We start from the raw sequence: 21,487 nt of genomic DNA, 5'->3' as shown, positions 1-21,487 counted from the left end.
CCTTGCGGGGAGAGGTCGGGGGTGGGGGTCCCCAGGCACTGTGCCCGCGTCGCCCTCACCCCGCCCCTCTCCCTCGCAGGAGAGGGGGCGCGATGCGCTTGGGGTTAGGCACTGCGTGAAATGACGCTGTTAGTTTAGCCCAACACGGGCAGCGTCCGCACGTCGTAGCCGCTGCTGATGCTGCGGTTCAGGACTGGGTCGCTGAGTTCGTAGTCGAAGCGGGTCGCCGGGCGGATCCCGCCCTTGGCCGCGAAGGTGCCGCCGAGCATCGCGGCGCCTTCGGGCATTCCGGCTTTGCCGAATTCACGTTCGATCAGTTCGGCTGGCGGTAGCATGCCGGACAGGGTGCCTTCCTGATACAGCACGCGCTCACCGCCGATCGTCGCCCACGAGCGCAGCACCAGCTGATCCCAATGCGCAGCGACGTCGTCATAGGCCCACAGCTGCGGCGCGACCGGCTTGTCGCACATCTGCTTGGACACGGTGATGTTGTAGGTCTCGACCTTGCGGTCGGTGTGGTCGGAGCCAACGCCGACATAGAGCTTGCCGCCGGACTTGATCAGGACGAATTCGACTTCGCCGCTGGAATTCTCGTCGCTGACTTCGATCGCGGTGCGCGTGGTCAGCCGGGCGGCGGCGACGCGGTAGTAGATCGGCGTCGAAGCCGGCGGCGCGATGCCGAGTTCTTCGAGTTCCTTGATGTGCTTGTCGCGCGCCACCGGATCACGGCCGGTCCAGCCGGCGATGATCAGATCGCCGATCTGGATCGATCGCGGGGCCTCGCGCCCCTGTTCGTGAACGGCGAAATCGATGGGAGCGGCATACATGAAGAGCTCTCGCAGTAAGAATGGGACCGACGCCGTGCGGAACTGATCGTCCCGCACGGCGATGATGAGTACTACTCGCCCTTGCGGGTGTCGAGCAACGTCCAGTGCTGATCCTTGGCTTCGATCACGTAGATCGGCTTGATCGCATCGTGATCATCGGCGAACGAGATCGCGCCTTCCAGCGCCGGCAGGCCCTTGATCTTGGCCAGCGCGTCGCGGATCGCGGTGCGTTCCGCCGCGGCCTTGTCGGGCGCGCCGGTGACCGCCGCGGTCTTCATCGCTTCGGCGAACAGATAGACGATGTCGTAGGCCGAGGCGTCCTGCTGGTTCGGCTCCTGCCGGGTCATGCCGGCCGCCGAAGTGCGCTTGGCGAACTCCTTGGCGAAGGCCTTGGTCTGGTCGTTCAGCTCGGCGAAGAAGGTGGTGCCGATCGTCATCAGTTCGCCGGCGCCGGCCATCCGCTTCGGCAGATCCGGATCGGCAACGGTGGTGCCGGCGATCAGACGCGCGGTGACGTTCTGGCGCTTCAGCTCCTTGGCGAGGTTGACGGCGGCCTCCGGCGGCGCGCCGAGGCCGATGATGTCCGGCTTCATCTGCGCGAGCTGCGACACCTGCGGCGACAGGTCGAAAGCGTTGTACTGGAAGTCGACCGCGCCCTTGCTCTCCACGCCGTATTTGGTGAACAGCACCGGCAGCACCGCGGTGCCGATCGACTTCGACACGGTGTCGTCGGTGGCGAACGCGGTGGCGCCGGTCTTCATCGGCAGCTTCTTGTCGCGCAGCGTCGCCAGCACCTCGTCAATGACGGTCTTCTCGTCGCGGGTGTTGCGGAACGCGTAGCTGAAGCCCTTGGTCAGGCCGGGCGCCGACGACGACATCGACATCTGCACGATGCCGAGCCGCTCGCCGGCCGGGAACGCGACGCGGACTTCGCCGGACGAGAACGGCCCGATTACCGCGAGCGCCTTGTTGTCTTCGGCGAACTGACGCACCGCGAGCGCGGCCTGCTTGGGATCACCGCCGGTGTCGAACTTCACCAGCTTGATCTTGTTGCCGCCGACGCCGCCCTTGGCGTTGATCTCGTCGACCGCCATGTCGACCGCGACCTCGTTGGTGTTGGCGAGGCTGACATAGGGACCGGTCTTGGCCATCGAGAAGCCGAGGACGAGATCGGCCGCCTGCGCGCCCGCCATGCCGCCGATCAGTCCGATGGCGACACCCGCCGCCGCGACGCTATACGCTTTCATCAACCCCTGCTCCTGTTGTTGTTAGTGAGTGCCCGCCGGCATCAACCGGGATGGTTCGGAAGTCTCGTCGCTGCCGCCGCCCAGATAGGCGTCGAGCAGCCGGCGATCGTTGCGCAGCGTCTCGCACGGGCCGGCCACCGCGACCTTGCCGAGCTCGAGCACGGTGGCGCTATGCGCCACCGACAGCGCCTTGCCGGTGTTCTGCTCGACCAGCACGATCGTCAGCCCGCTGCGGTTCATCTCCTGGATCAGCTCGAACACTTTCGAGACGAACAGCGGCGACAGGCCGAGCGACGGCTCGTCGAGCATCAGCACCTGCGGCCGCGCCACCATCGCACGGCCGATCGCGACCATCTGCTGCTCGCCGCCGGACAGCGTCGCCGCCGCGACGTGGCGGCGCTGGCCCAGATTGGGGAAGCGCTCGTAGATCGCGTCAATCTCGCTGCGCACCGCGGCGCGGTCGCGGCGCAGATGCGCGCCGAGGAGCAGGTTCTCCTCGACCGTCAGCGACACCAGCACCTGGCGGCCTTCAGGGACGAGCACCAGCCCCTGCGCCAACCGCGTGTGCGGACGCGCGCGCGACAGATCGCTGTCACGAAATTGGATGCGGCCGCGCGTGGCGGGCACCGCGCCCATGATGCCGAGCAGCAGCGTAGTCTTGCCGGCGCCGTTGGCGCCGAGCACGGTGACGATCTCGCCTTCCTCGACGTTGAGCGAGACGCCGTCGAGCGCGGTGACCCCGCCGTAGGCGACGGTGAGGTCGGAGACGGAGAGGATCGCGCTCATGCCGCCTGCTCCGCGCCGAGATAAGCGGTGCGCACCACCGCGTCGTGCTGCACCACCGACAGCGGGCCCTCGGCGATCTTGCTGCCGAAGTTCAGCACCACGACGTGGTCGCAGATGGTACCCACGAAATGCATGTCGTGTTCGACGATCAAGAGCGTAACGCCGCGCGCCTTCAGCGCTTCGAGATGCGCGGTGAGCGCCTGGGTCTCGACCGGGTTGAGACCGGCGGCCGGCTCGTCCAGCATCAGCAGCGAGGCGCCGGCGAGCGTGGCGCGGACCAGGTCGATGCGCTTGCGGATGCCGTAAGGCAGCTCGCTGACCATCGAGTCGGCATAGGCGCCGAGCCCCATCTCGTCGAGCGCGGCAACGACCTCGCGCCGCCAGCGATGGTTGGGGATCAGCCGGAACGGCATCAGCAGATTGAACAGGCCCGAGGCGCGGACATGCTGGCCGACCAGCAGGTTTTCCCACACGGTGAGATGCTGCATCAGCCGCACGTTCTGGAAGCTGCGCGCGATGCCGAGCTTGATGCGGCGGCGCGACGCCATGTTGGTGATGTCGCGGCCCTCGAACGACACCGTGCCCTGGTCGGGCAAGAACACGCCGCTGACCATGTTGAACGCGGTGGTCTTGCCGGCGCCGTTCGGGCCGATCAGACCGACGGTCTGGCCGCGCGCCACCGAGAAGCTGAGGTCGCGGATGACGTGCAGGCCGCCAAACGATTTCGAGACGTTCTGCAGGTCGAGCAGCGGAGCTTGCGCGGTCATGACTGCACTCCCGCTGCGGGCTTGCGTTTGAACAGACGGCCGAGGCCGCGCAGCGACGCCGGCGTCACCAGGCCCTGCGGCCGCACCGCCATGAAGCCGACGATCAGCACCGCGAACAGCACGTATCGCCACGCCTCTCCGGCGCGCAGCAGCTCCGGCGCCAGGCTGAAGAACAGCGCGCCGACCAGCGGCCCCCACACCGTCTGGGTGCCGCCGAGCAGCACGTACAGCACCGTGTAGATGCTCAGCTGCACGCTGAAATGCTGCGCCTCGATGAAGCTGAAATGATGCGCGTAGAGCCCGCCACCGATGCCGGCGATGGCGCCGCCGAGCACGAAGGCCGCGACCTGCAGGCCCCAGACCTTCAGGCCGAGCAGATCGGCGACCAGGCGATCGTTCTTGATCGCGGTGAGATACAGGGTGAAGCGGGTCTGCGACAGCCCGACTACGAACAGCACGATCGCGGCGGTGACCGAGAACACCGCGACCGGCGACGCATAGGTCGCGACCGGATAGCCGGCGGCGGCGCCGACCACTTCGAGATTGAGGAAGACAGCGGAGATCACCTGGCCGAGCGCGAAAGTGGCGAGCGCCAGATAGATCCCGTGGGTGCGCAGGATCGGCACGGCGACCAAGAGCGCCAGCGCGCCGGCGGTGAGGCCGCCGGTCGGGACCGCGGCGAGCAGCGACCAGCCCATCTCATTCGTCAGATACGCCGCCGTATAGGCACCGACCGCCATGAAGCCGGCGATGCCGAGATTGAGTTGGCCGGCGACCAGCGGCAGATACACCGCATAGGCCGCCATGATGTTGAAGCACAGGATGATCAGGACGCCGGTCTGATAGCCGCTCATCACAGCTTCTCCCGGATCGCCGGTTTGCCGAACAGGCCATGCGGCCGCAGGATCAACAGCACCAGCAGCGAGCCGTAGACGGCGATATTGACGGTGTCGGCGCCGAACGCCGAGATCGAACCGACTTCGATCAGGCCAATGATCAGCCCGCCGATCACCGCGCCCCAGACGCTGCCCATGCCGCCGATGATCATCGCGGCGACGCCCTTGAAGCCGACGCCCTCGCCCATGAACGGCGACACCTGCAGATAGCTCAGCGCAAACATCACGCCGCCGAGCGCGGTGAACAATGCGGTGAGCACGAAGATCTTCGGCACCAGCCGACCGACATCGACGCCGAGCAGCACCGCGGTGGAGCGGCTCTCGGCGATCGCGCGGATCTGCCGGCCCAGATTGGTCTTGCCGAGCACGATCGACAGCCCGACCACCAGCGCGAAGGTCAGCACCAGGCTGATCGCCTGCGCGGCGCCGATCACCAGCCCGCCGATGCGGAAGTTGAAATCGCCGAGCAGGGACGGAAAGGTCTGCTGATCGGAGCCGACGCCGACCAGCGCCAGGTTTTCCAGCAGCACCAGGAAGCCGAGCGATGACACCAGCGGCACTTCCGGATCTGCGCCGCGGGTGCGCCGATAGGACAAAAGCTCGACCGCGAGCGACACCAGCGCCGCTGCGGCGAGCGCGCCGGCGATTGCGAATACCCAGTGCCAGCCCTTGGCGAGCAGCACCCAGCTCACCATGCCGCCGATCATGAACAGGCCGGGGATGGAGAAGTTGAGGAAGTTGAGGATGCCGATCGCCAGCGTGAAGGACACCCCCACCAGCACGTAGATCGAGCCGAGCATCAGGCCGTTGATGATCTGCTGCGTGATCATGCCCGGCCTCCGCGGCTGCAAGGACTCAAGTATGTGCTGGGGAGGATGTCCGTCATCGCGCGCCTTAGACCGGGTCGAAGTAGTGCAGTTCGAACAGCACGCAGCCGGTCTCGGACTTGAACGGACCGTGGAATGCGCCCGGCGGACGGCAGGCGTAGGTGAACGGCTTGAAGCTCTCGCCGCCCTTGCCGTTCTCGTCGTTGCCGACGGTGAGGTCGCCGGAGACCAGGAACACTTCTTCCCAGTACTCGTGCACGAACGGCTTGGTGGTGAACTCGCCCGGCTCGAACCGCAGCAGGCGGCTGCGCGAGCCGCGGCGGTTCTCCTCGTCGAGGCCGCCGGACAGGATCTTCTGCTGGATGCCCTTGGGATAGCCGGCCGGAACTTCCCAGCCCGTGCTCATGTCGACGGCACGGAATTCGTCGTGGATCTTGTTGACTGGCATCATGCGCTCCTGATCAGGCGGCTTGCGAGGTTTTCAGTTCGTCGGCGAGTTCGTAGCTCGACAGCATCTGGCTGACGAGGCCGCCGGCGCTATCCCAATCGTAGGTGCGGAACGAGTGGTTCTTGGTGACGAAGGTCGCGCCCGCGTAGAACATCTCGTACTGCTGATGCCGCGAGGCGAATTCCGAACCGACCGCGTCCCAGGCCAGCTTGTAGAACTTGACCTTGTCGAGCGCGCCGGCCGCCGGCGACTGCTGGGTCTTCTCGACCAGCGTGGCGATCTCCGGATTGGCGAGATCCTGCACCGAGGACGGCAACATGATCATGCCGCCGCCGGCGAGTTCGCGCAGCGTGTTGAGGATCTTGGCGTAGAGCTGCTGGGTCAGCGTCTGCGCCGCGTACAGCGTGTGGCGATCCGGCACGTAGTAGCGGCCGTACTTCGTGCCCTTGATCTCCATGGCGGCCACGAAGGCGTCGACCATGCCGCCCTCGGCGGCGAGCTGGCCGAGGGTCTCGCGGACCTGCGGGAAGCCGAGCACGCCATTGGTCTCGGCGATCCGCCGCGCCATGCCGATCAGGAAGCGCACCTTCACCGACAGGCGGATCATCGCCTGATAATTCTGATAGACGTGCGCCGGCGTCGCGTGGAACTGCTTCTGGCACATCTCGAGGTTCTTGTAGACGAAGATGCGATCCCACGGCACCTTGACGTCGTCGAAATACAACACCGCGTCGTTTTCGTCGAAGCGGCTCGACAGCGGATTGTCGAACACCGATTGCGACGATTCCTCGTAGGACTTGCGCGACAGGATCTGCAGGCCCTTGGTGTTCATCGGGATCGCGAACGACAGCGCGTAGATTTCGTCGCCCGGCTGCAGCGGCTGGATGCAGGTGACGAACACTTCGTCCGCCATGATGCCGCCAGTCGCCAGCATCTTGGCGCCGCGCACCGTGATGCCCTCGGCGTCCTGATCGACCACGCCGGTGGTGAGGAACGCGTCCTTCTGCTGGGCAGCGCTCTTGGAGCGGTCGGCCTGCGGATTGATGATGACGTAGGTCAGATACAGATCGCGGTCGCGCGCATAGGTGTAGTAGTCGGCGAGCGCCTTGGCGCGGTCCTTGTCGTAGGCCTCGAACTGATCGAGCCCCATATACATGCCGGCGATGCAGGAGGCGACGTGGTCGGGGGCGCGGCCGAGGAAGCCGGCATGCAACCCGCCCCACTGCTCCAACGCGGTGCGGCGCTGGCGCAGTTCGTCGAAGGTTTCGGGCAACTGCCAGATGCGGTTGGCGCGGCCGGCCGGCGTCGCGAAGGTCATCAGTTCGCGATTGGCCTCATCGGAGGCGAAATCGAACAGCTTGCCGACCGACTGGATCGCGTTGCGGAACGCCGGATGCCGCGTGGTGTCGTCGACACGCTTGCCGTCGATGAACACAGCGCGTCCGTCGCGCAGGCCGGCGATATGTTGTTGTCCTGTCTTCATCGTCACGCTTCCTTATGCTGTGCTCGCCTTGTCAGTAATGGATCGGCAGCGGCCACATCGGCTCGCTGCCGCCCTGCCGGCTCAGGCTCTGATACTTGCCGCGGAAGAACACCAACGGCTCCTCGTCGTCCCGCGCGCTGAAACGCACCACGCGGCCGACGAAAATCACGTGATCGCCGCCGTCATATTGCGCGTAGGGCGCGCATTCGAAATGTGCGATCGCGCCTGCCAAGAGCGGCGCCTCGGCATGGCCGATCGAATGCGCGACGTTGCTCCATTTGTCGGTGGAGGCCTTGGCGAACTGGTTCGACAACGCTTCCTGGCCGCGGCTCAAGATGTTGACCGCGTAGCCCTCGGCCACCTGCATCGCCGGAAGACTCAGTGCACGGCGATCGACGCTGAACAGCACCAGCGGCGGATCGAGCGACACCGAGTTGAACGAACTCATCGTCATCCCGATCGGCGAGCCCGTCTCGCCGCGCGCCGTGATCACGGCGACGCCGGTCGCGAATTGCGACAGCGCCGATCGAAATTGTCGCACGTCCTGCGTCATCAACTCACCGCTCTAATACCTTTGATCCAAAGCTATTATAAAAAGCTAGTCAAGTACGAATGCGAGGCACTCGCTGAGAAAAGATGCGGCACCGCGACAAGAATTTGGGCACGGTTAAGCGCCGCCAAGGCCGCAAATTCGGGCTTAACTCAAATTGAAAGATGCAGAGGAAGGCGCGGGTCAGCGCCGCCGCGACACTTTGCGCGTGGATTCCGCCACCGTCGACGGCGCGGTGAGGAAGCTCATCAGCGTCACAGCCTTGTCGCCGCACGACACCAGTCGCGCCATCATCGAGGCGAGCTGGCGAAATTCCGATGCGCTGAGGCAGTCGAACAACGCGTCGTTGACCGGCGCCTGCACCTCGACGAGTTGCTCGAGCAGCTTACGGGCTTTTGGCGTCACGGTGAGCAGCACACGGCGGCGATCTTCTTGATTGGCACGCTTGTGGATCAGCCCGGCCTTGACCAGCTTGGATACTTCGATGGTGACGAAAGCGCCGGACAAATGCAGATGCTCGGCGATGCGGCTGACGCCGACGCCGTCCTCGCCCTGCAGATGCGCGACGGAAATCAGCGTGGTGTAGGCGATGCCCGAAATGCCCAGCCGATCGCCGAAGCCGGCGCGGCATTGATCGACCCGTGCGCTGAATGCCAGGAAATCGTGGATGAAAGTGCGGAAGACCTCGTCGTCGCCGCCAGGCATCAGTTCCGACTTCGATACGGTTGCGCGGCGCAAACTCTCGCTCCCTCAACTGACGGCGCTGATCGCCGACGATGCTACTTGTCATACAGAAGCTGATGTTTGTACAGGTTCGCGTCGCGCGGCCGCTGTCTGCGCGCGGCGCGGATCTCGGGAAAGCGGTTGAAGCCGGATTGGCTTTGCGGACTCCACAACAGCCCGGACCTCATGATGAGGAGGCGCGCAGCGCCGTCTCGAACCATGGGCCGCGCGCGCTGCCTCAACCTTCGAGACGCCCGGCTCCGCCGGGCTCCTCAGGATGAGGAGTCCGTGCATGTGGAAAAGCTTGGTTGTCACCACACGCCCGGCAACAGCCGATGGCGCACCCTCGTTGCATAGTCGGTGTAGCCGGGCAGTTCGCGCAGCAGGGCGTCGTCTTCGCGCGCGGCGCGCCAGACGAACAGCGCGGTGATCAGGGCCGCGGGGAGAAGCGCCCAGGTCGAGCCGAGCATCAGCGCGGCGGCCGGCAGGCCGATCAGCGTGCCGAGATACATCGGATGGCGGACGAGGCGATACGGCCCGCTCTGCACCACCGCGTGCGCGCGGTCGCTCTGGATGCGGACGGTGCTCTCCGCATGCGTGTTGACCAGCAGCGTCCAGGTCGACAGCGCCGAGCCGGCGACAAACAGCACGACGCCGGGGATCGTCGTCCAGCCCGGCAGCGGCGCCCAGCCGAACCGGCCGGCATCCATGCCGGCGACGATCGGCATCAACGCAATCAGCGGCAGGAACAGCGCATAGAACAGTCTGTCAAACGGCTTGGTGTCGTCGCGGAGGCTCTTGGCGCGAGCGACCAGCACGGCCGGATCGGCGCGCAGCACCACCGCCGTGCCGCCGACAGAGACAACGACGAACATGGCCGCATAGAGCCAGCCACGCCCCCAATCGAGCCGGCCGGCGCCGATCAACGCAAGCGCCGCGTAGGCGCTCGATCCCAGCGCGGTACGGATCAGGCGGCGCCCAGACTGCACCGCGGGCGAAACCGCCTCCGACATCATGGCCGCTGTCCTTTCGGGTGCCGCGAGCTCATCGCCGTGGGCGTGAGCATTGTGCGACGCTCTCGCGCAGCTTGCCGCAGGCGGCGCCGGCAGGTCTTTGATCGGCGTCGTGCCGCGTCGCTGTGTCCGCGCGGCTGCGGTACGGTCGCGGGCGAACAGGTTCGCCATTCCGGCCTTGAAATCTGGGGTCCGCCATGGTCTCACCATGGGCGTTGCGGAACGGCGAACCGACCGGCGCCGCGGCTTCAACCCGGCAGAACGGACCCGATGGCGCGCAGGTTTTCCGCTCCCTATCAGATGGAGCCCGTGTCGAGCCTCGCGATCTGGGCGCGCCGGCTGGCGGTGTTCGCTGCCATCACCGCCGTGGCCTCGACCCTGGTGGTGCGATTCGATTTCCTCGAAGTGCGGCCGGCGATCGCCACCTTCTTCGGCGCGCTGGCGCTGGCCGGCGTCTCGATCCTGCTGGCGCTCGCGGGGTTCGCGGCGATCTGGCAGAACGGCTCGCGCGGCATGGCGCGCATCCTGCTGGCGCTGCTGATCGACGTGCTGATCCTGGCCTATCCGGCCTATCTCGGCTGGAAATATCGCAGCCTGCCGAAGATCCACGACATCACCACCGACGCGATCGACCCGCCGAAATTCGAGACGCTGGCGCGGCTGCGGGTCGGCGACGGCGTCAACACCGCGGTCTATGCCGGCCTGTATTCCGCCGAGCTCCAGCGCGCTGCCTATCCGAGCCTCGAGACCGTGCAGGTCGATCTGCCGGTGCAGCGCGCCTACGACATCACGCTCAATCTGGTCAATCGCCGCAAATGGCGCGTGGTGGATTCCCGCCCGCCGCAGCAGCCGCGGCGCGAGGGCCATATCGAGGCGGTGGCGCGCACCGAAGTGATGGGCCTGCCGGAAGATCTCACCATCCGCGTGCTGCCCGATGGCGACGGCGCCCGCATCGATATCCGCTCCGCCTCGCGCTATTTCGAAAGCGACCTCGGCAGCAACGCCGCCCGCATCGCCAAATTCAGCGAAGACCTGACCAACGCCGCGGAGAATGCGCCGGCACCGAAGCCGGAGCCCGCGCCGAAGCAGCCGGCCAAGGGCAAGGCCGCGCCGAAGAAGTAGCGCAGCGCTCTCCCCGCGCACAGCGCGCCCCTCTCCCGCTTGCGGGAGAGGGCTGGGGTGAGGGCGCCCCAGGCAGTGAGTCTGCGACTCGCGGAGCGGAGTGCCCTCACCCGCCGCGCTTCGCGCGTCGACCTCTCCCGCAAGCGGGAGAGGTTGCGCTGTGCCGCTTGCACGGCCGACCGTAACAAGTGGCCGTTTGATGAAAGGTAGTGCTGGTTACTTCACCAGCCGATAGCGCCCGTCGATTAGCGGGTCGCCATCCGTGGCGACCACGCCGCGGGTGACCAAGTCTTCCAGATGCGCCAGCACCGAGTAGCCGGCGGCGCTCATCAGGCGGGGGTCGATGCCGATATAGATGGCGCGGACCATGGTGGGGATGTCGGTCTCGCCTTTGCCGAGCCGATGCAGAATCGAGGCTTCGCGGGCGACGCGGTGGCGCTTCAGGAAACGCGAGTAGCGCGGGCCTTCAAGGATCTCGGCGCCATGGCCGGACAGATACAGCTGCTCGTCGCGCGCGATCAGCCGGTCGAGCGAATTCATGTAGTCGACCATCGAGCCGTCCGGCGGCGCAACGATCGAGGTCGACCAGCCCATCACGTGATCGCCGACGAAGATCGCGTCGCGATCCTTCCAAGCGAACGCCATGTGGTTAGCGGTGTGGCCCGGCGTCGCCACCGCCTCGACCGCCCAGCCGTCGCCCTCGATCACGTCGCCGTCGCTGATCGTGACGTCGGGCTTGAAGGCGCGATCGGCGCCGGACTCCGTCGACACGGTCTCGCTCTCGAAATACGGCCGCGACGCCCGGTGCGGGCCTTCGGCATAGACGGTAGCGCCGGTCGCGGCCTTGAGGCGCGGCGTGCCGGGCGAATGGTCCTTGTGGGTGTGGGTGACGAGGATGTGGGTGACGATCTCGCCCTTCACCGCATCGATCAGCGCCTGCGCGTGCGCCTCGTTGTCGGGACCTGGATCGATGATCGCCACCTTGCCAGTGCCGACGATGTAGCTGACGGTGCCGGTGAAGGTGAACGGCGACGGATTGTTGCAGAGGACGCGGCGCAGGCCCGGCCGGATTTCCTCGACCACGCCGGCTTGGAGCGGGAAGTCGCGATTGAACGGAACGTCGTCGGAACTGTCGCTGGCGTCGCTCATGCGTTTCCCGGTGATGTTTGTTGTTGTTATTGAGAGAAGGAGGGCTCTCCGCCTCGTCGACCTCATGCTGAGGAGGCCCGAAGGGCCGTCTCGAAGCATGGGCCTCGGTTGCTTGTGGCCCATCCTTCGAGACGCCTGCCTCACGGCAGGCTCCTCAGGATGAGGAGTGCGCGCGGTGACGCGCGCGCTATCTTACGCGAACGCCTGCAGGCCGGTGATCGCCCGGCCCAGGATCAGCGCGTGGACGTCGTGGGTGCCCTCGTAGGTGTTCACCGTCTCGAGGTTCTGGGCGTGGCGCATCACGTGGTACTCGATCTGGATGCCGTTGCCGCCGTGCATGTCGCGGGCGACGCGGGCGATATCGAGGGCCTTGCCGCAATTGTTGCGCTTGACCAGCGAGATCATCTCGGGCGCGAACTTGCCTTCGTCCATCAGCCGGCCGACGCGCAGAGACGCCTGCAGGCCGAGCGAGATTTCGGTCTCCATGTCGGCAAGCTTCTTCTGCACCAGCTGGGTCGCCGCGAGCGGGCGGTTGAACTGCTTGCGGTCCAGCGTGTACTGCCGGGCGCGATGCATGCAGTCCTCGGCGGCGCCCATCACGCCCCAGGAGATGCCGTAGCGGGCGCGGTTAAGGCAGCCGAACGGACCCTTGAGGCCTGACACGTTGGGCAGCAGCGCGTCTTCCGGAACCACCACGCCGTCCATCACGATCTCGCCGGTGATCGACGCGCGCAGGCTGAGCTTGCCACCGATCTTCGGCGCGCTGAGGCCCTTCATACCCTTCTCGAGGATGAAGCCGCGAATCTGGTTGTCGTGCGCGGCGGACTTGGCCCACACCACGAACACGTCCGCGATCGGCGCGTTCGAGATCCACATCTTCGAGCCAGTCAGCCGATAGCCGTCGGCGACCTTCTCGGCCTTGGTCTTCATGCCGCCCGGATCGGAACCGGCGTCCGGCTCGGTGAGGCCGAAGCAGCCGACCCACTCACCGGAGGCGAGCTTCGGCAGATACTTCTTGCGCTGGGTCTCGTCGCCGTAGGCGTAGATCGGATACATCACCAGCGACGACTGCACCGAGTTCATCGAGCGATAGCCGCTATCGACGCGTTCGATCTCGCGCGCCACCAGACCGTAGGCGACGTAGCTGGCGTTGGCGCAGCCGTAGTCTTCCGGCAGCGTGATGCCGATCAAACCGAGCGAACCCATCTCGTTGAAGATCTCGCGATCGGTCTTCTCTTCGAGATAGGCCTGCGACACGCGCGGCAGCAGCTTGTCCTGCGCGTAGGCGCGCGCGGTGTCGCGGATCATCCGCTCGTCTTCGGTGAGCTGATCTTCCAGCAGCAGCGGGTCATCCCACTTGAAGCTCGCCGGAACCGGCTTGTCCTTAGTTTGCGCGCGCACGCTCATGGAGAGTCCTTTCAGACGTTTCCGCCGTCTCGGGAGATGTGACTTTTGAGGGTAAGACCTGGATCAGGAGCCTTCAAGGTGCTCGTTGCCGACGATCTCGATGCCGAACCCGGACAGCCCCTTGTAGTCGAGCTGCGACGAGGTGAGATGCCGGATCGAGCTGACGCCGAGATCGCGCAGGATCTGCGCGCCGACGCCGATCTCGCGCCATTGCCGGTGACGATCGGCCTCGGCCGATTTCGGCTCGTCGATCGGCGCGACCGGCACGCCCGCAGCGCCGTCGCGCAGATAGATCAGCACGCCGGAACCGTTGGCCTTGAAGTGATCGAGCACCGCCTCCATCCGGCGCGGGCCGGTGAAGATGTCCTTGACGATGTTCGGCTTGTGGAACCGCGTCAGCACGTTCTTGCCGTCGCCGATGCCGTTGTAGACGCAGGCGAGATGCGCGATCTCGTCGAACGGCGAGCGATAGGCGTAGCCCTGCATCGGGCCGATCGGGCTTTCCATCGGGAACGTCGCGACGCGCTCGATCAGCTTCTCGCGAGCCTGGCGATGCGCGATCAGGTCTGCGATGGTGACGAGCTTGAGGTTGTGCTTGCGGGCGAATTCAACGACCTGGGCACCCTTGGTGACGGTGCCGTCGTCGTTCATCAGCTCGCTGATGACGCCGACCGGGGGCAGGCCGGCGAGCCGGCACAGATCGACCGCAGCCTCGGTATGGCCCGAGCGCAGCAGCACGCCGCCGTCACGCGCGATCAGCGGGAAGATGTGGCCGGGCCGCGCGAAATCGTTGGCGCCAGCGTTCGGATTGGCGAGCGCGCGGCAGCACGACGCACGTTCGTCCGCCGAGATTCCCGTGCCGTTATCGGGCTTGTAGTCGATCGACACCGTGAAGGCGGTGGTGTGGTTGCTATCGTTGTGCGCCACCATCGGGTCCAGCCGCAACCGGCGGGCGTCGTCGGAGGTGATCGGAGCGCAAACGATGCCGGAGGTGTGGCGAATGATGAACGCCATCTTCTCGGCGGTGCACAGCGAGGCGGCGACCACGAGATCGCCCTCGCCCTCGCGATCGTCATCGTCGGTGACGACGACGATTTCGCCGGCGGCAAAGGCTTGCAGAACGTCCTGGATCGGGTGCGCCATCGGTCATCTCACGGAAAACAGAACAGTCCATATGACGCAGCCTGCGCGACGACGCAACCCGCGCCGCTGCGGGGCCGGTTGCGGCTACCGCACAGCGGAATACGCGGCGAGCAGTGGCAGCGTTGCCGCCGGCTCTCGAACAGGAGCACGTCCCTCCCACAACGCGGCGGGATCCTCAGCCCGCTCTTGCGGCGAGGAGGGCTGGTGAGGGGCGACACGGGCAGTAAGGTCGGGTCGCGCGGGAAAGTGAAGCGCGGCCATGCTGGCGAAAGCTCGGCCGCGCGGAGGCGCCCCCTCACCTGACCTGCTCCGCCGGTCGACCTCTCCCCGCGCGCGGGGAGAGGTTAGTCATTGCTCGGGGCCACTGATTGCTTCGCGGAGCCTGTCATCCGCGGCGCTCGCACCGACCCACTGACTCGCAAAGACGGTGGCGCAAGGTCTGGCGCGACTAAACGGGCGTCGCGGCCGCCGCCGCCTTTTTCTTCGCGAACTGATCGTACGCCTCGACGGCCTGCGCGGCGTACATCACGCTGGGGCCGGCGCCCATGTAGATCGCCATGCCCATCGTCTCCATGATCTCGTCGCGGGTGGCGCCCTGCTTCACCGCGGCCTCGGCGTGGAAACCGATACAGCCGTCGCAGCGCGTCGCGACGGAGATCGCCAGCGCGATCAGCTCTTTGGTCTTGGTATCGAGCGCGTCGGCCTTCAGCGCCGCCTGCGCGATCGCCGAAAAGCCTTTCATGACGTCGGGCGCGCCGGCGCGCACTTCGCGCAGCGCCACCGACAATTCGCCCGTCATATCGATCCAGTTCTTGTGCATGGTTTCACCTCAATGAGAGTAGCTCCCGGATCGGCCGTCTAGCCGATTCCGGGAGCCAAGACGAAGTCCGCGTCTACGATCAGGACTGCTTGACCGGGCAGGTGCGGATGCCGAACAGCGTGTAGGCCGGGCAGAAGCCGACCGCCGCGGTGAGCAGCGGCACGACGCCGATCCACGCCCAGATCGGGCCACCGGTCAGCGCCCAATAGATCAGGCCGATGCCGACGATGGCGCGCAGCAGGCGATCGATCATTCCAACATTGGCGGACATTGTGTTTCCCCTCGCTTGGTTGAGTGACGCTCTCTGTCTACGTCGCGGCGGGGAAGCGGTCTGTGACGAAGTCACCGCGCTGGAAAAACCTCAGTGGCCTGCGGCAGCACGCAGCGGCGCTGCGTTGCGCAGCTCGACGCGACCGCGGCCGAGACTGACCCAGCCGCGCCTCTCGAACGCCTTGAGCTGCCGGCTGACGACCTCGCGGGCGCTGCCGATCTCGGCGGCGAGTTGCTGGTGGGTGATCGACAATTCGCGACCACCGCCGGCCAGCGTCAGCAGCCGCGCCGCCAGCCGCGACTCGATCGACGCGAACGCGACGTTCTGGATCACCGCCATCAGGTCGGCCATCCGCGCCGCCTGGGCGCCGAACACGAAGCTGCGGAATTGCGCCGACCGCGCCATCAGGTCGTTGAAGGTCGCGGCCGGCAGAGCCATCGCATGCACCGGCGTCTCGGTGATCGCAAAGGCGCTGTAGGCGTCGGAGGCGAGCAGCGCCAGCGTGGTGAGGATGCACAGGCTGCCGGGGCCAAGCCGATACAGCACGATCTCGTTTCCGTCGGCATCGAGCTGATACACCCGCACGCCGCCACTGATCACCAGGATGAAGGCGTTGCACGGCTCGCCCGGCGCATACACCGTGGCGCCAGCCGGTGCGTTCATAGCCATCGCGCCGGAGGCGAGCGGCGCACGTTCGCCCTCGGGCATCGTGGCCAAGGCAGGAAACTGCTTCAACCAGTCGGAATCGGGCAAGCTCATCGCAACCGCCATTGACCGCACGCTGCCGCATCTATGCAGCAGCGCCCTCGCGCGTCGATTGACCCCGGTCAAACGACGGAGGCGACGAGCGGTCGCGGCTTAGTTGCCGGCCGCGACCCGCTGCTGACGCCAATAGCTGGCGCGCAAGCGCGGTGCAATCATCCAGGACAGCGGCGCGGAAATCAGAAAGCTGGCGATCACCATCGCGGGAATCAGATCGAAGGCGTGGCGCGCCAGTGAGGGAAGCGTCAGGACCGACACCAGACCGACGCCGAAGACGACGGCGTTGACCATCATGAACACCAGTGACGCGAGGGCAAAACGGATCGACATCGCAACCTCCTGTTGCGGAGTCAAAGCCGAAGCCGGAGGCTGGTTCCGGCAAGAAGCGGGCGGGTTGCCGCAGGCGATCCGCGGGCTGTTCGTCGGGCTGGCGCTGTCCCGCGCAGGTGTGACAGAACCACGCCTGCGAAATTCAGACGGGGCGGAACCGATGGGCTTGGGACTGGGCAACAAACTTCAGAACTGGCTCGACGGCCACGGCCTTGGCGCGATCGTCGCGGCAGTGCTGGCGGTGATCGTAACGCTCTCGCTGATCCTGGTGGTCGGTGGCTATTGGTTGGTGACGCCGTGACCAGCGCCGCTGCGGCGGCGCTGCGGGTTCATGGTGGCCGCGTCGATCTCGCGGCGCAGGCCTATCCGGACGCGCCGCAGCCGTGGATCGACCTGTCGACCGGCATCAATCCGATTGCCTACCCGATTCCGCAGCTGCCCCCGCAAGCCTTCGCGCGACTGCCGCTCGCTGCCGAACTGGACGACCTCTGCGCCGCCGCGGCTGATGCTTACGGCCTGCCGCAAGGCGCCGTGATGCTGCCGACGCCGGGCAGCGAGATCGCGATCCGGCTCGCGCCGCGGGTGCTGACCGACGCGCGCGGCGCGCAAGTCGGGCTTCTGGTGCCGACCTATAGCTCGCACGCCGCCGCGTGGCGCGCGGCGGGCGCGCAGGTGCACGAACTCAGCGCCCTGCCCGATGTCGATGCTGCGCTCGATGCGCTGGTGATCGTGAACCCCAACAATCCGGACGGACGCGCCGTCGACGCCAACGCGTTGCTGGCTTTTGCGGCGCGCTGGTGCGCGGCCGGCAAGCGGCTGGTGGTCGACGAGGCCTTCGCAGATGTTCGGCCGGAGCTGTCGCTGCTGCGCGGGCCTGCGCTGCCGCGCGGCGTCGTGGTGCTGCGCTCGGTCGGCAAATTCTTCGGTCTGGCGGGAGTGCGGCTCGGTTTTGTCGCGGTGAATGCCGACGATGCGCCGCCGTGGCGCGATCTGCTCGGCGACTGGGCCGCCTCCGGCCCGGCCTGCGCCATCGCCACCCGCGCGCTGCGCGATGCCGCATGGATCACCGCAATGCGCCAGCGGCTGGCGGCCGATCGACGACGGTTGGACGCGACGCTCGCGCCGACAGGATTGACGGAGTGCGGCGGCACCGACCTGTTCGGGCTGTATGAAGATCGGGATGGACGCGACCTGGTCGACGCCTTCGCGCGTGCGGGCGTCTTGATCCGCGGCTTCACCCACAGCCACAACCGCTATCGCTTCGGCCTGCCGGGTGATGAAGCAGCGTGGCGGCGGTTGGAGCAGGTTTGCGCGACGCAAAAAACGACGACAGCCGCGAGCGCAGCCGCGGTTTGATCCATAGCCCGCTCGCCATCGTGATGTCCGGGCTCGTCCCCGACATCAACGCCTGACAGCCTTGATACCAAGACAGGCGTGGATGGCCGGGACAAGCCCGGCCATACCGGGGTTAGGTTGCGCTTAGCGGCTGACTACCTACCGGCAGAATTCGCAGCCCTTACGCCGCGCGGCGCATCGAGGGTTTGCGGACCGGCGGTGCCGGAGCCCTGGCGACGGCGCGGGAAGCGCGGCGGTCGAAGGCGTCGCCCATCGTCAGCAGCACGAGACCTGAGAGGCCGGCGGCGGAGCCGATCAGGCCGAGCGTGATCACCAGCGGGTAGCCGACCAGATAGATCGCGCCGAATAGCAGCACCACCAGATTGAACGCGAAGAAGTACTTCGCCTCCGGGGTGCCGTGGACGGCGTCCTTGGTCAGCCAGCCGATCACCGGCACGTAGTAGAACGCTCGGACCAGGGCTTTCACATCTCTCTCCCGTGCTGTCTTGGCCGGACCGTCGGGCGGAGAAATCGCTAGCGCCTTGCAATCCGAACTGATCGGCCATCAATCCGCCGCAGCGCAGCAATTGTCAACACAGAGCGGGATACCTCCGTATTCATCCGGAGATCAAAAGCCGCCTGATTGCAGAGGCTTATCTGAACCGCCCCGGGCCTTTCCCGAAGCTGCTGCGGCGCCGGAGGATAGTGAATAGCGCGTTGCAGCCGCGTGCAGCAGGGCATTCGGCTACCACTAGCCGCGCTCGCCAGCCGCCCGCCGTTTCGCCGCGATCTGCTCGGCTTCCTGCGTCAGCAGGCGGCGGTCGGGCTTGTTGGTGGCCGACAGCGGAATAGCCGGACGGAATTCGACGAAGCGGGGATGCGCGAAGGCCGGGCCATTGGCTATCGTGAAGGCTTTCACCGCCGCTTCGTCGACGTCGGCGCCATCCTGCTTGACCACGAAGGCGAACGGCAGCGTGCCCTTGATGTCGTCGGGCACCGGGACGACCGCAGCCTGATGCACGCCGGGCATACGTTCGATCAGCTTCTCGACCTCGCCGGGCCAGACATTCTCGCCGCCGACCACGAACATGTCGTCGGCGCGACCGAGGAAATGGAAGAAGCCGTTTTCGTCGCGGCGCATGATGTCGCCGGAGCGATACCAGCCGTCCCGCATCACCTCGGCGGTCTTTTCCGGGCGATTGTTGTAGCCCTCCATCAGCATCGGATTCTTCATGTAGAGCACGCCCTCATCCGGCGACGGCCCCTCGCGCAGCTCGGCGAGCGCGCCTACGGTCGGATAGCCGACCGCGGTGTCGGGTCGCGGCAGGCCGTCCGGATGCGCGCCGAACACGCCGGGGCCGGCCTCGGTGGTGCCGTAGGCGTTGCTGATCGCCGCTCCGGGAAAGATGCTCTGCACCTTCTCGACCAGTGCCTTGGTGAGCGGCGCCGAGCCCATCATCACATTGGTGACTGAGGAGAAGTCGAGCGACTTGATGAGGTCCTGCTCGCGCGCCATCATCGCCAGCATGGTCGGCACCGAGGTCAGCCAGGTGACGCGATATTTGGCGATCGCCTGTGCATAGAGCCGCGCGTCGAACGACGGCAGCAGCACCATCGAGGCGCCCGCATGCAGCGCGGTCTTGGCGCTGATCGTCGCATTCATGTGGAACATCGGCGCGGCGACGATGTAGCGGTGCTGCGAGCGGTCGCCGGCGCGTGCCGCCGTGTCCAGCGCCCACATCTGCGAGGCGTGCGACAGCAGCACGCCCTTCGGCATGCCGGTCGAGCCGGAGGTGTAGAGGATGGTCGCGACCTCGCGGCCCTGCGGCTCGAAGGACTGGAACGGGCCGTAGTCGAGCAACGCCGCGTAGCCGTCCGGCGCGTCGAAGTCGATGCCGAGCACGCCGGACGGCACCATTACGGCGCGCTCACGATCGTGAAACACCGCGCGCAGATCGGCGTCCTTGACGATGTAGTCGACGGTCTCGCGGGCCAGCTTGAATGAGATCGGCACCGACACCAGCCCGGCGCGCATGATGCCGAGATAAGCGGCGATCATCGGGGCGGAGTTCAACGCCATGATGCCGACGCGATCGCCCGGCTTCAGCCCCTTGCGCAGCAGCCCGCGCGCCACCGCATCGCAGGCGGCGTCCAGCGCCGCATAGGTCATCTCCTGCGGCTGATCCGGCCGGCAGAGATCGATGATCGCGACCTTGTCGGGATTCTTCGACGGATCGAAACAGCAGCCGAGATTGCGGGACGGCCAGGACATAAGGGACTCCAAAAGATAGTTACTCAGAAACACGCCATCAGAGTTCGTCATGCCCGGGCTCGTCCCGGGAATTCGCGTCTTCGGCCGTTCGACGCCGCAAGACGTGGATGGCCGGGTCAAGCCCGGCCATGACGCGTTGAGAGATGCGTGCGCGTGCCGAGGCCTCGGAACGTGCGGACGCACTCCGCGGGAGACGCCGCTTACTTCTTCACCAGCGGGCACGCGCTTTCCGAGAGCGGGCGGAACGCCTTGTCGCCCGGGATGGTCTCGAGGATGTTGTAGAAGTCCCACGGCCCCTTCGAGTCCGCCGGCTTCTTCACCTCGGCCAGATACATGTCGTGCACCATGCGGCCGTCGATGCGGATCTTGCCGTTCTTGGCGAAGAAGTCGTTGACGGGCATTTCGCGCATCTTGGCCATCACGGTCTGCGCATCGAGCGTGCCGGCGGCTGCGACCGCCTTCAGATAGTGCATGGTCGAGGAGTAGTCGCCGGCCTGGGTCGAGGTCGGCATCTTGCCGAACTTCTCGTTGAAGCGCTTGGCGAAGGCGCGGGTCTCATCGTTGAGGTCCCAGTACCAGGCCTCCGTCAGCAGCAGCCCCTGCGCCGCCTGCAGGCCGAGCGCCTTGGTGTCGTTGAGGTTGATGGCGAGGCCGACCACCTGCTGCTTGCCGTCACGGCCGATGCCGAACTCGGCAGCGGACTTGATGGCGTTGATGGTGTCGGCGCCGCCATTGGCGAGCGCGATCACGTCGGAGCCGGAGCTCTGCGCCTGCAACAGGAAGGACGAGAAGTCGGCCGTGTTGATCGGATGCTTGATGTCCGACACCACGCTGCCGCCCGCCGCTTCGACGAACCGCGTCGCATCGCCGGCGAGCTGGTGGCCATAGGCATAGTCCGCCTCGAGGATCGCCCACTTCTTCTTGCCGCGGCTGACCACGGCGTTTGCGGTGCCGCGCGCCAGCGCGTAGGTGTCCCAGGTGTAGTGGATGCTGTTCGGCGTGCACTTCTCGTTGGTGATCACCGAGGTCGAGGCGCCGTTGACGATGGCGATGCGGTCCTTCGTCTTGGTCAGCTCCATGACGCCGAGCGCGACCGAAGAATTCATCAGGTCGGCCAGCATCACGACGTTCTTCTCGTCGATCCAGCCGCGCGCCAGCGACAGGCCGATATCGGCCTTGTTTTGATGATCGGCCGACAGCACTTCGATCGGACGGCCGAGCGCCTTGCCGCCGAAATCTTCCACCGCCATGTTGACCGCGACCACCGCGCCAGGGCCGGAGATGTCGGCGAACAGGCCCGACATGTCGG

24 protein-coding genes are annotated in these 21,487 nt (G+C 66.3%); 3 read left to right on the top strand and 21 right to left on the bottom strand.

The features are described from left to right. Positions 1 to 134: 134 nt before the first annotated feature. The 11 genes from ACOJTD_RS17635 to ACOJTD_RS17585 form a co-directional block, all read right to left on the bottom strand. Positions 135 to 827 (bottom strand): DUF2848 domain-containing protein, encoded by a 693-nt coding sequence (locus ACOJTD_RS17635; protein WP_420134178.1) that lies wholly within the window; start codon positions 825 to 827, stop codon positions 135 to 137. A 71-nt stretch (positions 828 to 898) separates the two neighbouring features. After that, positions 899 to 2,074, bottom strand: a complete 1,176-nt coding sequence (locus tag ACOJTD_RS17630) for an ABC transporter substrate-binding protein (protein WP_420134177.1) — start codon at positions 2,072 to 2,074, stop codon at positions 899 to 901. 21 nt (positions 2,075 to 2,095) lie between these two features. After that, positions 2,096 to 2,860: an ABC transporter ATP-binding protein gene (locus ACOJTD_RS17625; protein ID WP_420134176.1), complete on the bottom strand. Its 765-nt coding sequence runs from the start codon at positions 2,858 to 2,860 to the stop codon at positions 2,096 to 2,098. Beyond that, a complete protein-coding gene (locus tag ACOJTD_RS17620) occupies positions 2,857 to 3,627 on the bottom strand; it encodes an ABC transporter ATP-binding protein (RefSeq protein ID WP_420134175.1) in 771 nt (256 codons plus the stop codon). Before ACOJTD_RS17620 ends, ACOJTD_RS17625 begins: the two co-directional genes overlap by 4 nt. Next, positions 3,624 to 4,481, bottom strand: coding sequence for a branched-chain amino acid ABC transporter permease (locus ACOJTD_RS17615; RefSeq protein WP_420134174.1), 858 nt, complete (start codon positions 4,479 to 4,481; stop codon positions 3,624 to 3,626). Before ACOJTD_RS17615 ends, ACOJTD_RS17620 begins: the two co-directional genes overlap by 4 nt. Further along, positions 4,481 to 5,353: a branched-chain amino acid ABC transporter permease gene (locus ACOJTD_RS17610; RefSeq protein WP_420134173.1), complete on the bottom strand. Its 873-nt coding sequence runs from the start codon at positions 5,351 to 5,353 to the stop codon at positions 4,481 to 4,483. The genes ACOJTD_RS17615 and ACOJTD_RS17610 overlap by 1 nt, the downstream gene beginning before the upstream one ends. A gap of 64 nt (positions 5,354 to 5,417) precedes the next feature. After that, positions 5,418 to 5,798 carry a cupin domain-containing protein gene (locus tag ACOJTD_RS17605; protein ID WP_420134172.1) on the bottom strand — a complete coding sequence of 127 codons (381 nt, stop codon included), beginning with the start codon at positions 5,796 to 5,798 and terminating at the stop codon, positions 5,418 to 5,420. A gap of 13 nt (positions 5,799 to 5,811) precedes the next feature. After that, a complete protein-coding gene (locus ACOJTD_RS17600; protein ID WP_420134171.1) occupies positions 5,812 to 7,281 on the bottom strand; it encodes a 4-hydroxyphenylacetate 3-hydroxylase family protein in 1,470 nt (489 codons plus the stop codon). A 31-nt stretch (positions 7,282 to 7,312) separates the two neighbouring features. After that, complete coding sequence (locus ACOJTD_RS17595) at positions 7,313 to 7,834, bottom strand: flavin reductase family protein (protein WP_420134170.1); 522 nt, start codon at positions 7,832 to 7,834, stop codon at positions 7,313 to 7,315. Between the two features lie 180 nt (positions 7,835 to 8,014). Then, positions 8,015 to 8,569 (bottom strand): MarR family winged helix-turn-helix transcriptional regulator, encoded by a 555-nt coding sequence (locus ACOJTD_RS17590; RefSeq protein WP_420134169.1) that lies wholly within the window; start codon positions 8,567 to 8,569, stop codon positions 8,015 to 8,017. A gap of 296 nt (positions 8,570 to 8,865) precedes the next feature. Beyond that, positions 8,866 to 9,570, bottom strand: a complete 705-nt coding sequence (locus ACOJTD_RS17585) for a methyltransferase family protein (protein WP_420134168.1) — start codon at positions 9,568 to 9,570, stop codon at positions 8,866 to 8,868. Positions 9,571 to 9,837: 267 nt separating this feature from the next. Between ACOJTD_RS17585 and ACOJTD_RS17580 the strand changes: the two genes are divergently transcribed. Beyond that, complete coding sequence (locus ACOJTD_RS17580) at positions 9,838 to 10,689, top strand: DUF1499 domain-containing protein (RefSeq protein ID WP_420134167.1); 852 nt, start codon at positions 9,838 to 9,840, stop codon at positions 10,687 to 10,689. 216 nt (positions 10,690 to 10,905) lie between these two features. On the opposite strand, the gene ACOJTD_RS17575 is transcribed toward ACOJTD_RS17580, so the two are convergent. The 7 genes from ACOJTD_RS17575 to ACOJTD_RS17545 all read right to left on the bottom strand — a co-directional run bounded on the left by ACOJTD_RS17575 (position 10,906) and on the right by ACOJTD_RS17545 (position 16,571). Then, a complete protein-coding gene (locus tag ACOJTD_RS17575; protein ID WP_420134166.1) occupies positions 10,906 to 11,838 on the bottom strand; it encodes an MBL fold metallo-hydrolase in 933 nt (310 codons plus the stop codon). Between the two features lie 192 nt (positions 11,839 to 12,030). After that, positions 12,031 to 13,245: an acyl-CoA dehydrogenase gene (locus ACOJTD_RS17570; RefSeq protein ID WP_420134165.1), complete on the bottom strand. Its 1,215-nt coding sequence runs from the start codon at positions 13,243 to 13,245 to the stop codon at positions 12,031 to 12,033. Positions 13,246 to 13,308: 63 nt separating this feature from the next. Continuing rightward, positions 13,309 to 14,388, bottom strand: coding sequence for a 3,4-dihydroxy-2-butanone-4-phosphate synthase (gene ribB / locus ACOJTD_RS17565; RefSeq protein ID WP_420134164.1), 1,080 nt, complete (start codon positions 14,386 to 14,388; stop codon positions 13,309 to 13,311). A gap of 448 nt (positions 14,389 to 14,836) precedes the next feature. Next, a complete protein-coding gene (locus tag ACOJTD_RS17560; protein WP_420134163.1) occupies positions 14,837 to 15,208 on the bottom strand; it encodes a carboxymuconolactone decarboxylase family protein in 372 nt (123 codons plus the stop codon). A gap of 79 nt (positions 15,209 to 15,287) precedes the next feature. Next, complete coding sequence (locus tag ACOJTD_RS17555; protein WP_420134162.1) at positions 15,288 to 15,479, bottom strand: YgaP family membrane protein; 192 nt, start codon at positions 15,477 to 15,479, stop codon at positions 15,288 to 15,290. Positions 15,480 to 15,569: 90 nt separating this feature from the next. After that, positions 15,570 to 16,238 carry a Crp/Fnr family transcriptional regulator gene (locus ACOJTD_RS17550; RefSeq protein WP_420134161.1) on the bottom strand — a complete coding sequence of 223 codons (669 nt, stop codon included), beginning with the start codon at positions 16,236 to 16,238 and terminating at the stop codon, positions 15,570 to 15,572. Between the two features lie 99 nt (positions 16,239 to 16,337). Further along, a complete protein-coding gene (locus ACOJTD_RS17545) occupies positions 16,338 to 16,571 on the bottom strand; it encodes a hypothetical protein (RefSeq protein ID WP_420134160.1) in 234 nt (77 codons plus the stop codon). 64 nt (positions 16,572 to 16,635) lie between these two features. Between ACOJTD_RS17545 and ACOJTD_RS17540 the strand changes: the two genes are divergently transcribed. Next, positions 16,636 to 16,872, top strand: a complete 237-nt coding sequence (locus ACOJTD_RS17540) for a hypothetical protein (RefSeq protein WP_420134159.1) — start codon at positions 16,636 to 16,638, stop codon at positions 16,870 to 16,872. Beyond that, entirely contained in the window at positions 16,869 to 17,927 is a 1,059-nt protein-coding gene (gene cobD, locus ACOJTD_RS17535) for a threonine-phosphate decarboxylase CobD (RefSeq protein ID WP_420134158.1), read from the top strand. The genes ACOJTD_RS17540 and cobD overlap by 4 nt, the downstream gene beginning before the upstream one ends. 160 nt (positions 17,928 to 18,087) lie before the next feature. Here cobD and ACOJTD_RS17530 read toward each other — a convergent pair whose 3' ends face one another. From ACOJTD_RS17530 to ACOJTD_RS17520, 3 genes are all read right to left on the bottom strand, one after another. After that, on the bottom strand, positions 18,088 to 18,393 hold the full coding sequence (locus ACOJTD_RS17530) for a hypothetical protein (RefSeq protein WP_420134157.1): 306 nt from the start codon (positions 18,391 to 18,393) through the stop codon (positions 18,088 to 18,090). A 264-nt stretch (positions 18,394 to 18,657) separates the two neighbouring features. Next, positions 18,658 to 20,178: a class I adenylate-forming enzyme family protein gene (locus tag ACOJTD_RS17525; protein WP_420134156.1), complete on the bottom strand. Its 1,521-nt coding sequence runs from the start codon at positions 20,176 to 20,178 to the stop codon at positions 18,658 to 18,660. A 200-nt stretch (positions 20,179 to 20,378) separates the two neighbouring features. Beyond that, a partial coding sequence (locus ACOJTD_RS17520; RefSeq protein ID WP_420134155.1) for an ABC transporter substrate-binding protein occupies positions 20,379 to 21,487 on the bottom strand: 1,109 nt, incomplete at its 5' end.

Source organism: Rhodopseudomonas sp. (genome assembly GCF_048594845.1).
Taxonomy (GTDB): domain Bacteria; phylum Pseudomonadota; class Alphaproteobacteria; order Rhizobiales; family Xanthobacteraceae; genus Rhodopseudomonas.
This window is presented reverse-complemented; position numbering and strand designations above follow the sequence as displayed.

Coding starts and splice junctions, on each gene's coding strand:
- ACOJTD_RS17635 (WP_420134178.1), bottom strand. CDS start 827: ATGTATGCCGCTCCCATCGATTTCGCCGTTCACGAACAGGGGCGCGAG.
- ACOJTD_RS17630 (WP_420134177.1), bottom strand. CDS start 2,074: ATGAAAGCGTATAGCGTCGCGGCGGCGGGTGTCGCCATCGGACTGATC.
- ACOJTD_RS17625 (WP_420134176.1), bottom strand. CDS start 2,860: ATGAGCGCGATCCTCTCCGTCTCCGACCTCACCGTCGCCTACGGCGGG.
- ACOJTD_RS17620 (WP_420134175.1), bottom strand. CDS start 3,627: ATGACCGCGCAAGCTCCGCTGCTCGACCTGCAGAACGTCTCGAAATCG.
- ACOJTD_RS17615 (WP_420134174.1), bottom strand. CDS start 4,481: ATGAGCGGCTATCAGACCGGCGTCCTGATCATCCTGTGCTTCAACATC.
- ACOJTD_RS17610 (WP_420134173.1), bottom strand. CDS start 5,353: ATGATCACGCAGCAGATCATCAACGGCCTGATGCTCGGCTCGATCTAC.
- ACOJTD_RS17605 (WP_420134172.1), bottom strand. CDS start 5,798: ATGCCAGTCAACAAGATCCACGACGAATTCCGTGCCGTCGACATGAGC.
- ACOJTD_RS17600 (WP_420134171.1), bottom strand. CDS start 7,281: ATGAAGACAGGACAACAACATATCGCCGGCCTGCGCGACGGACGCGCT.
- ACOJTD_RS17595 (WP_420134170.1), bottom strand. CDS start 7,834: ATGACGCAGGACGTGCGACAATTTCGATCGGCGCTGTCGCAATTCGCG.
- ACOJTD_RS17585 (WP_420134168.1), bottom strand. CDS start 9,570: ATGATGTCGGAGGCGGTTTCGCCCGCGGTGCAGTCTGGGCGCCGCCTG.
- ACOJTD_RS17580 (WP_420134167.1), top strand. CDS start 9,838: ATGGCGCGCAGGTTTTCCGCTCCCTATCAGATGGAGCCCGTGTCGAGC.
- ACOJTD_RS17575 (WP_420134166.1), bottom strand. CDS start 11,838: ATGAGCGACGCCAGCGACAGTTCCGACGACGTTCCGTTCAATCGCGAC.
- ACOJTD_RS17570 (WP_420134165.1), bottom strand. CDS start 13,245: ATGAGCGTGCGCGCGCAAACTAAGGACAAGCCGGTTCCGGCGAGCTTC.
- ribB (WP_420134164.1), bottom strand. CDS start 14,388: ATGGCGCACCCGATCCAGGACGTTCTGCAAGCCTTTGCCGCCGGCGAA.
- ACOJTD_RS17560 (WP_420134163.1), bottom strand. CDS start 15,208: ATGCACAAGAACTGGATCGATATGACGGGCGAATTGTCGGTGGCGCTG.
- ACOJTD_RS17555 (WP_420134162.1), bottom strand. CDS start 15,479: ATGTCCGCCAATGTTGGAATGATCGATCGCCTGCTGCGCGCCATCGTC.
- ACOJTD_RS17550 (WP_420134161.1), bottom strand. CDS start 16,238: ATGAGCTTGCCCGATTCCGACTGGTTGAAGCAGTTTCCTGCCTTGGCC.
- ACOJTD_RS17545 (WP_420134160.1), bottom strand. CDS start 16,571: ATGTCGATCCGTTTTGCCCTCGCGTCACTGGTGTTCATGATGGTCAAC.
- ACOJTD_RS17525 (WP_420134156.1), bottom strand. CDS start 20,178: ATGTCCTGGCCGTCCCGCAATCTCGGCTGCTGTTTCGATCCGTCGAAG.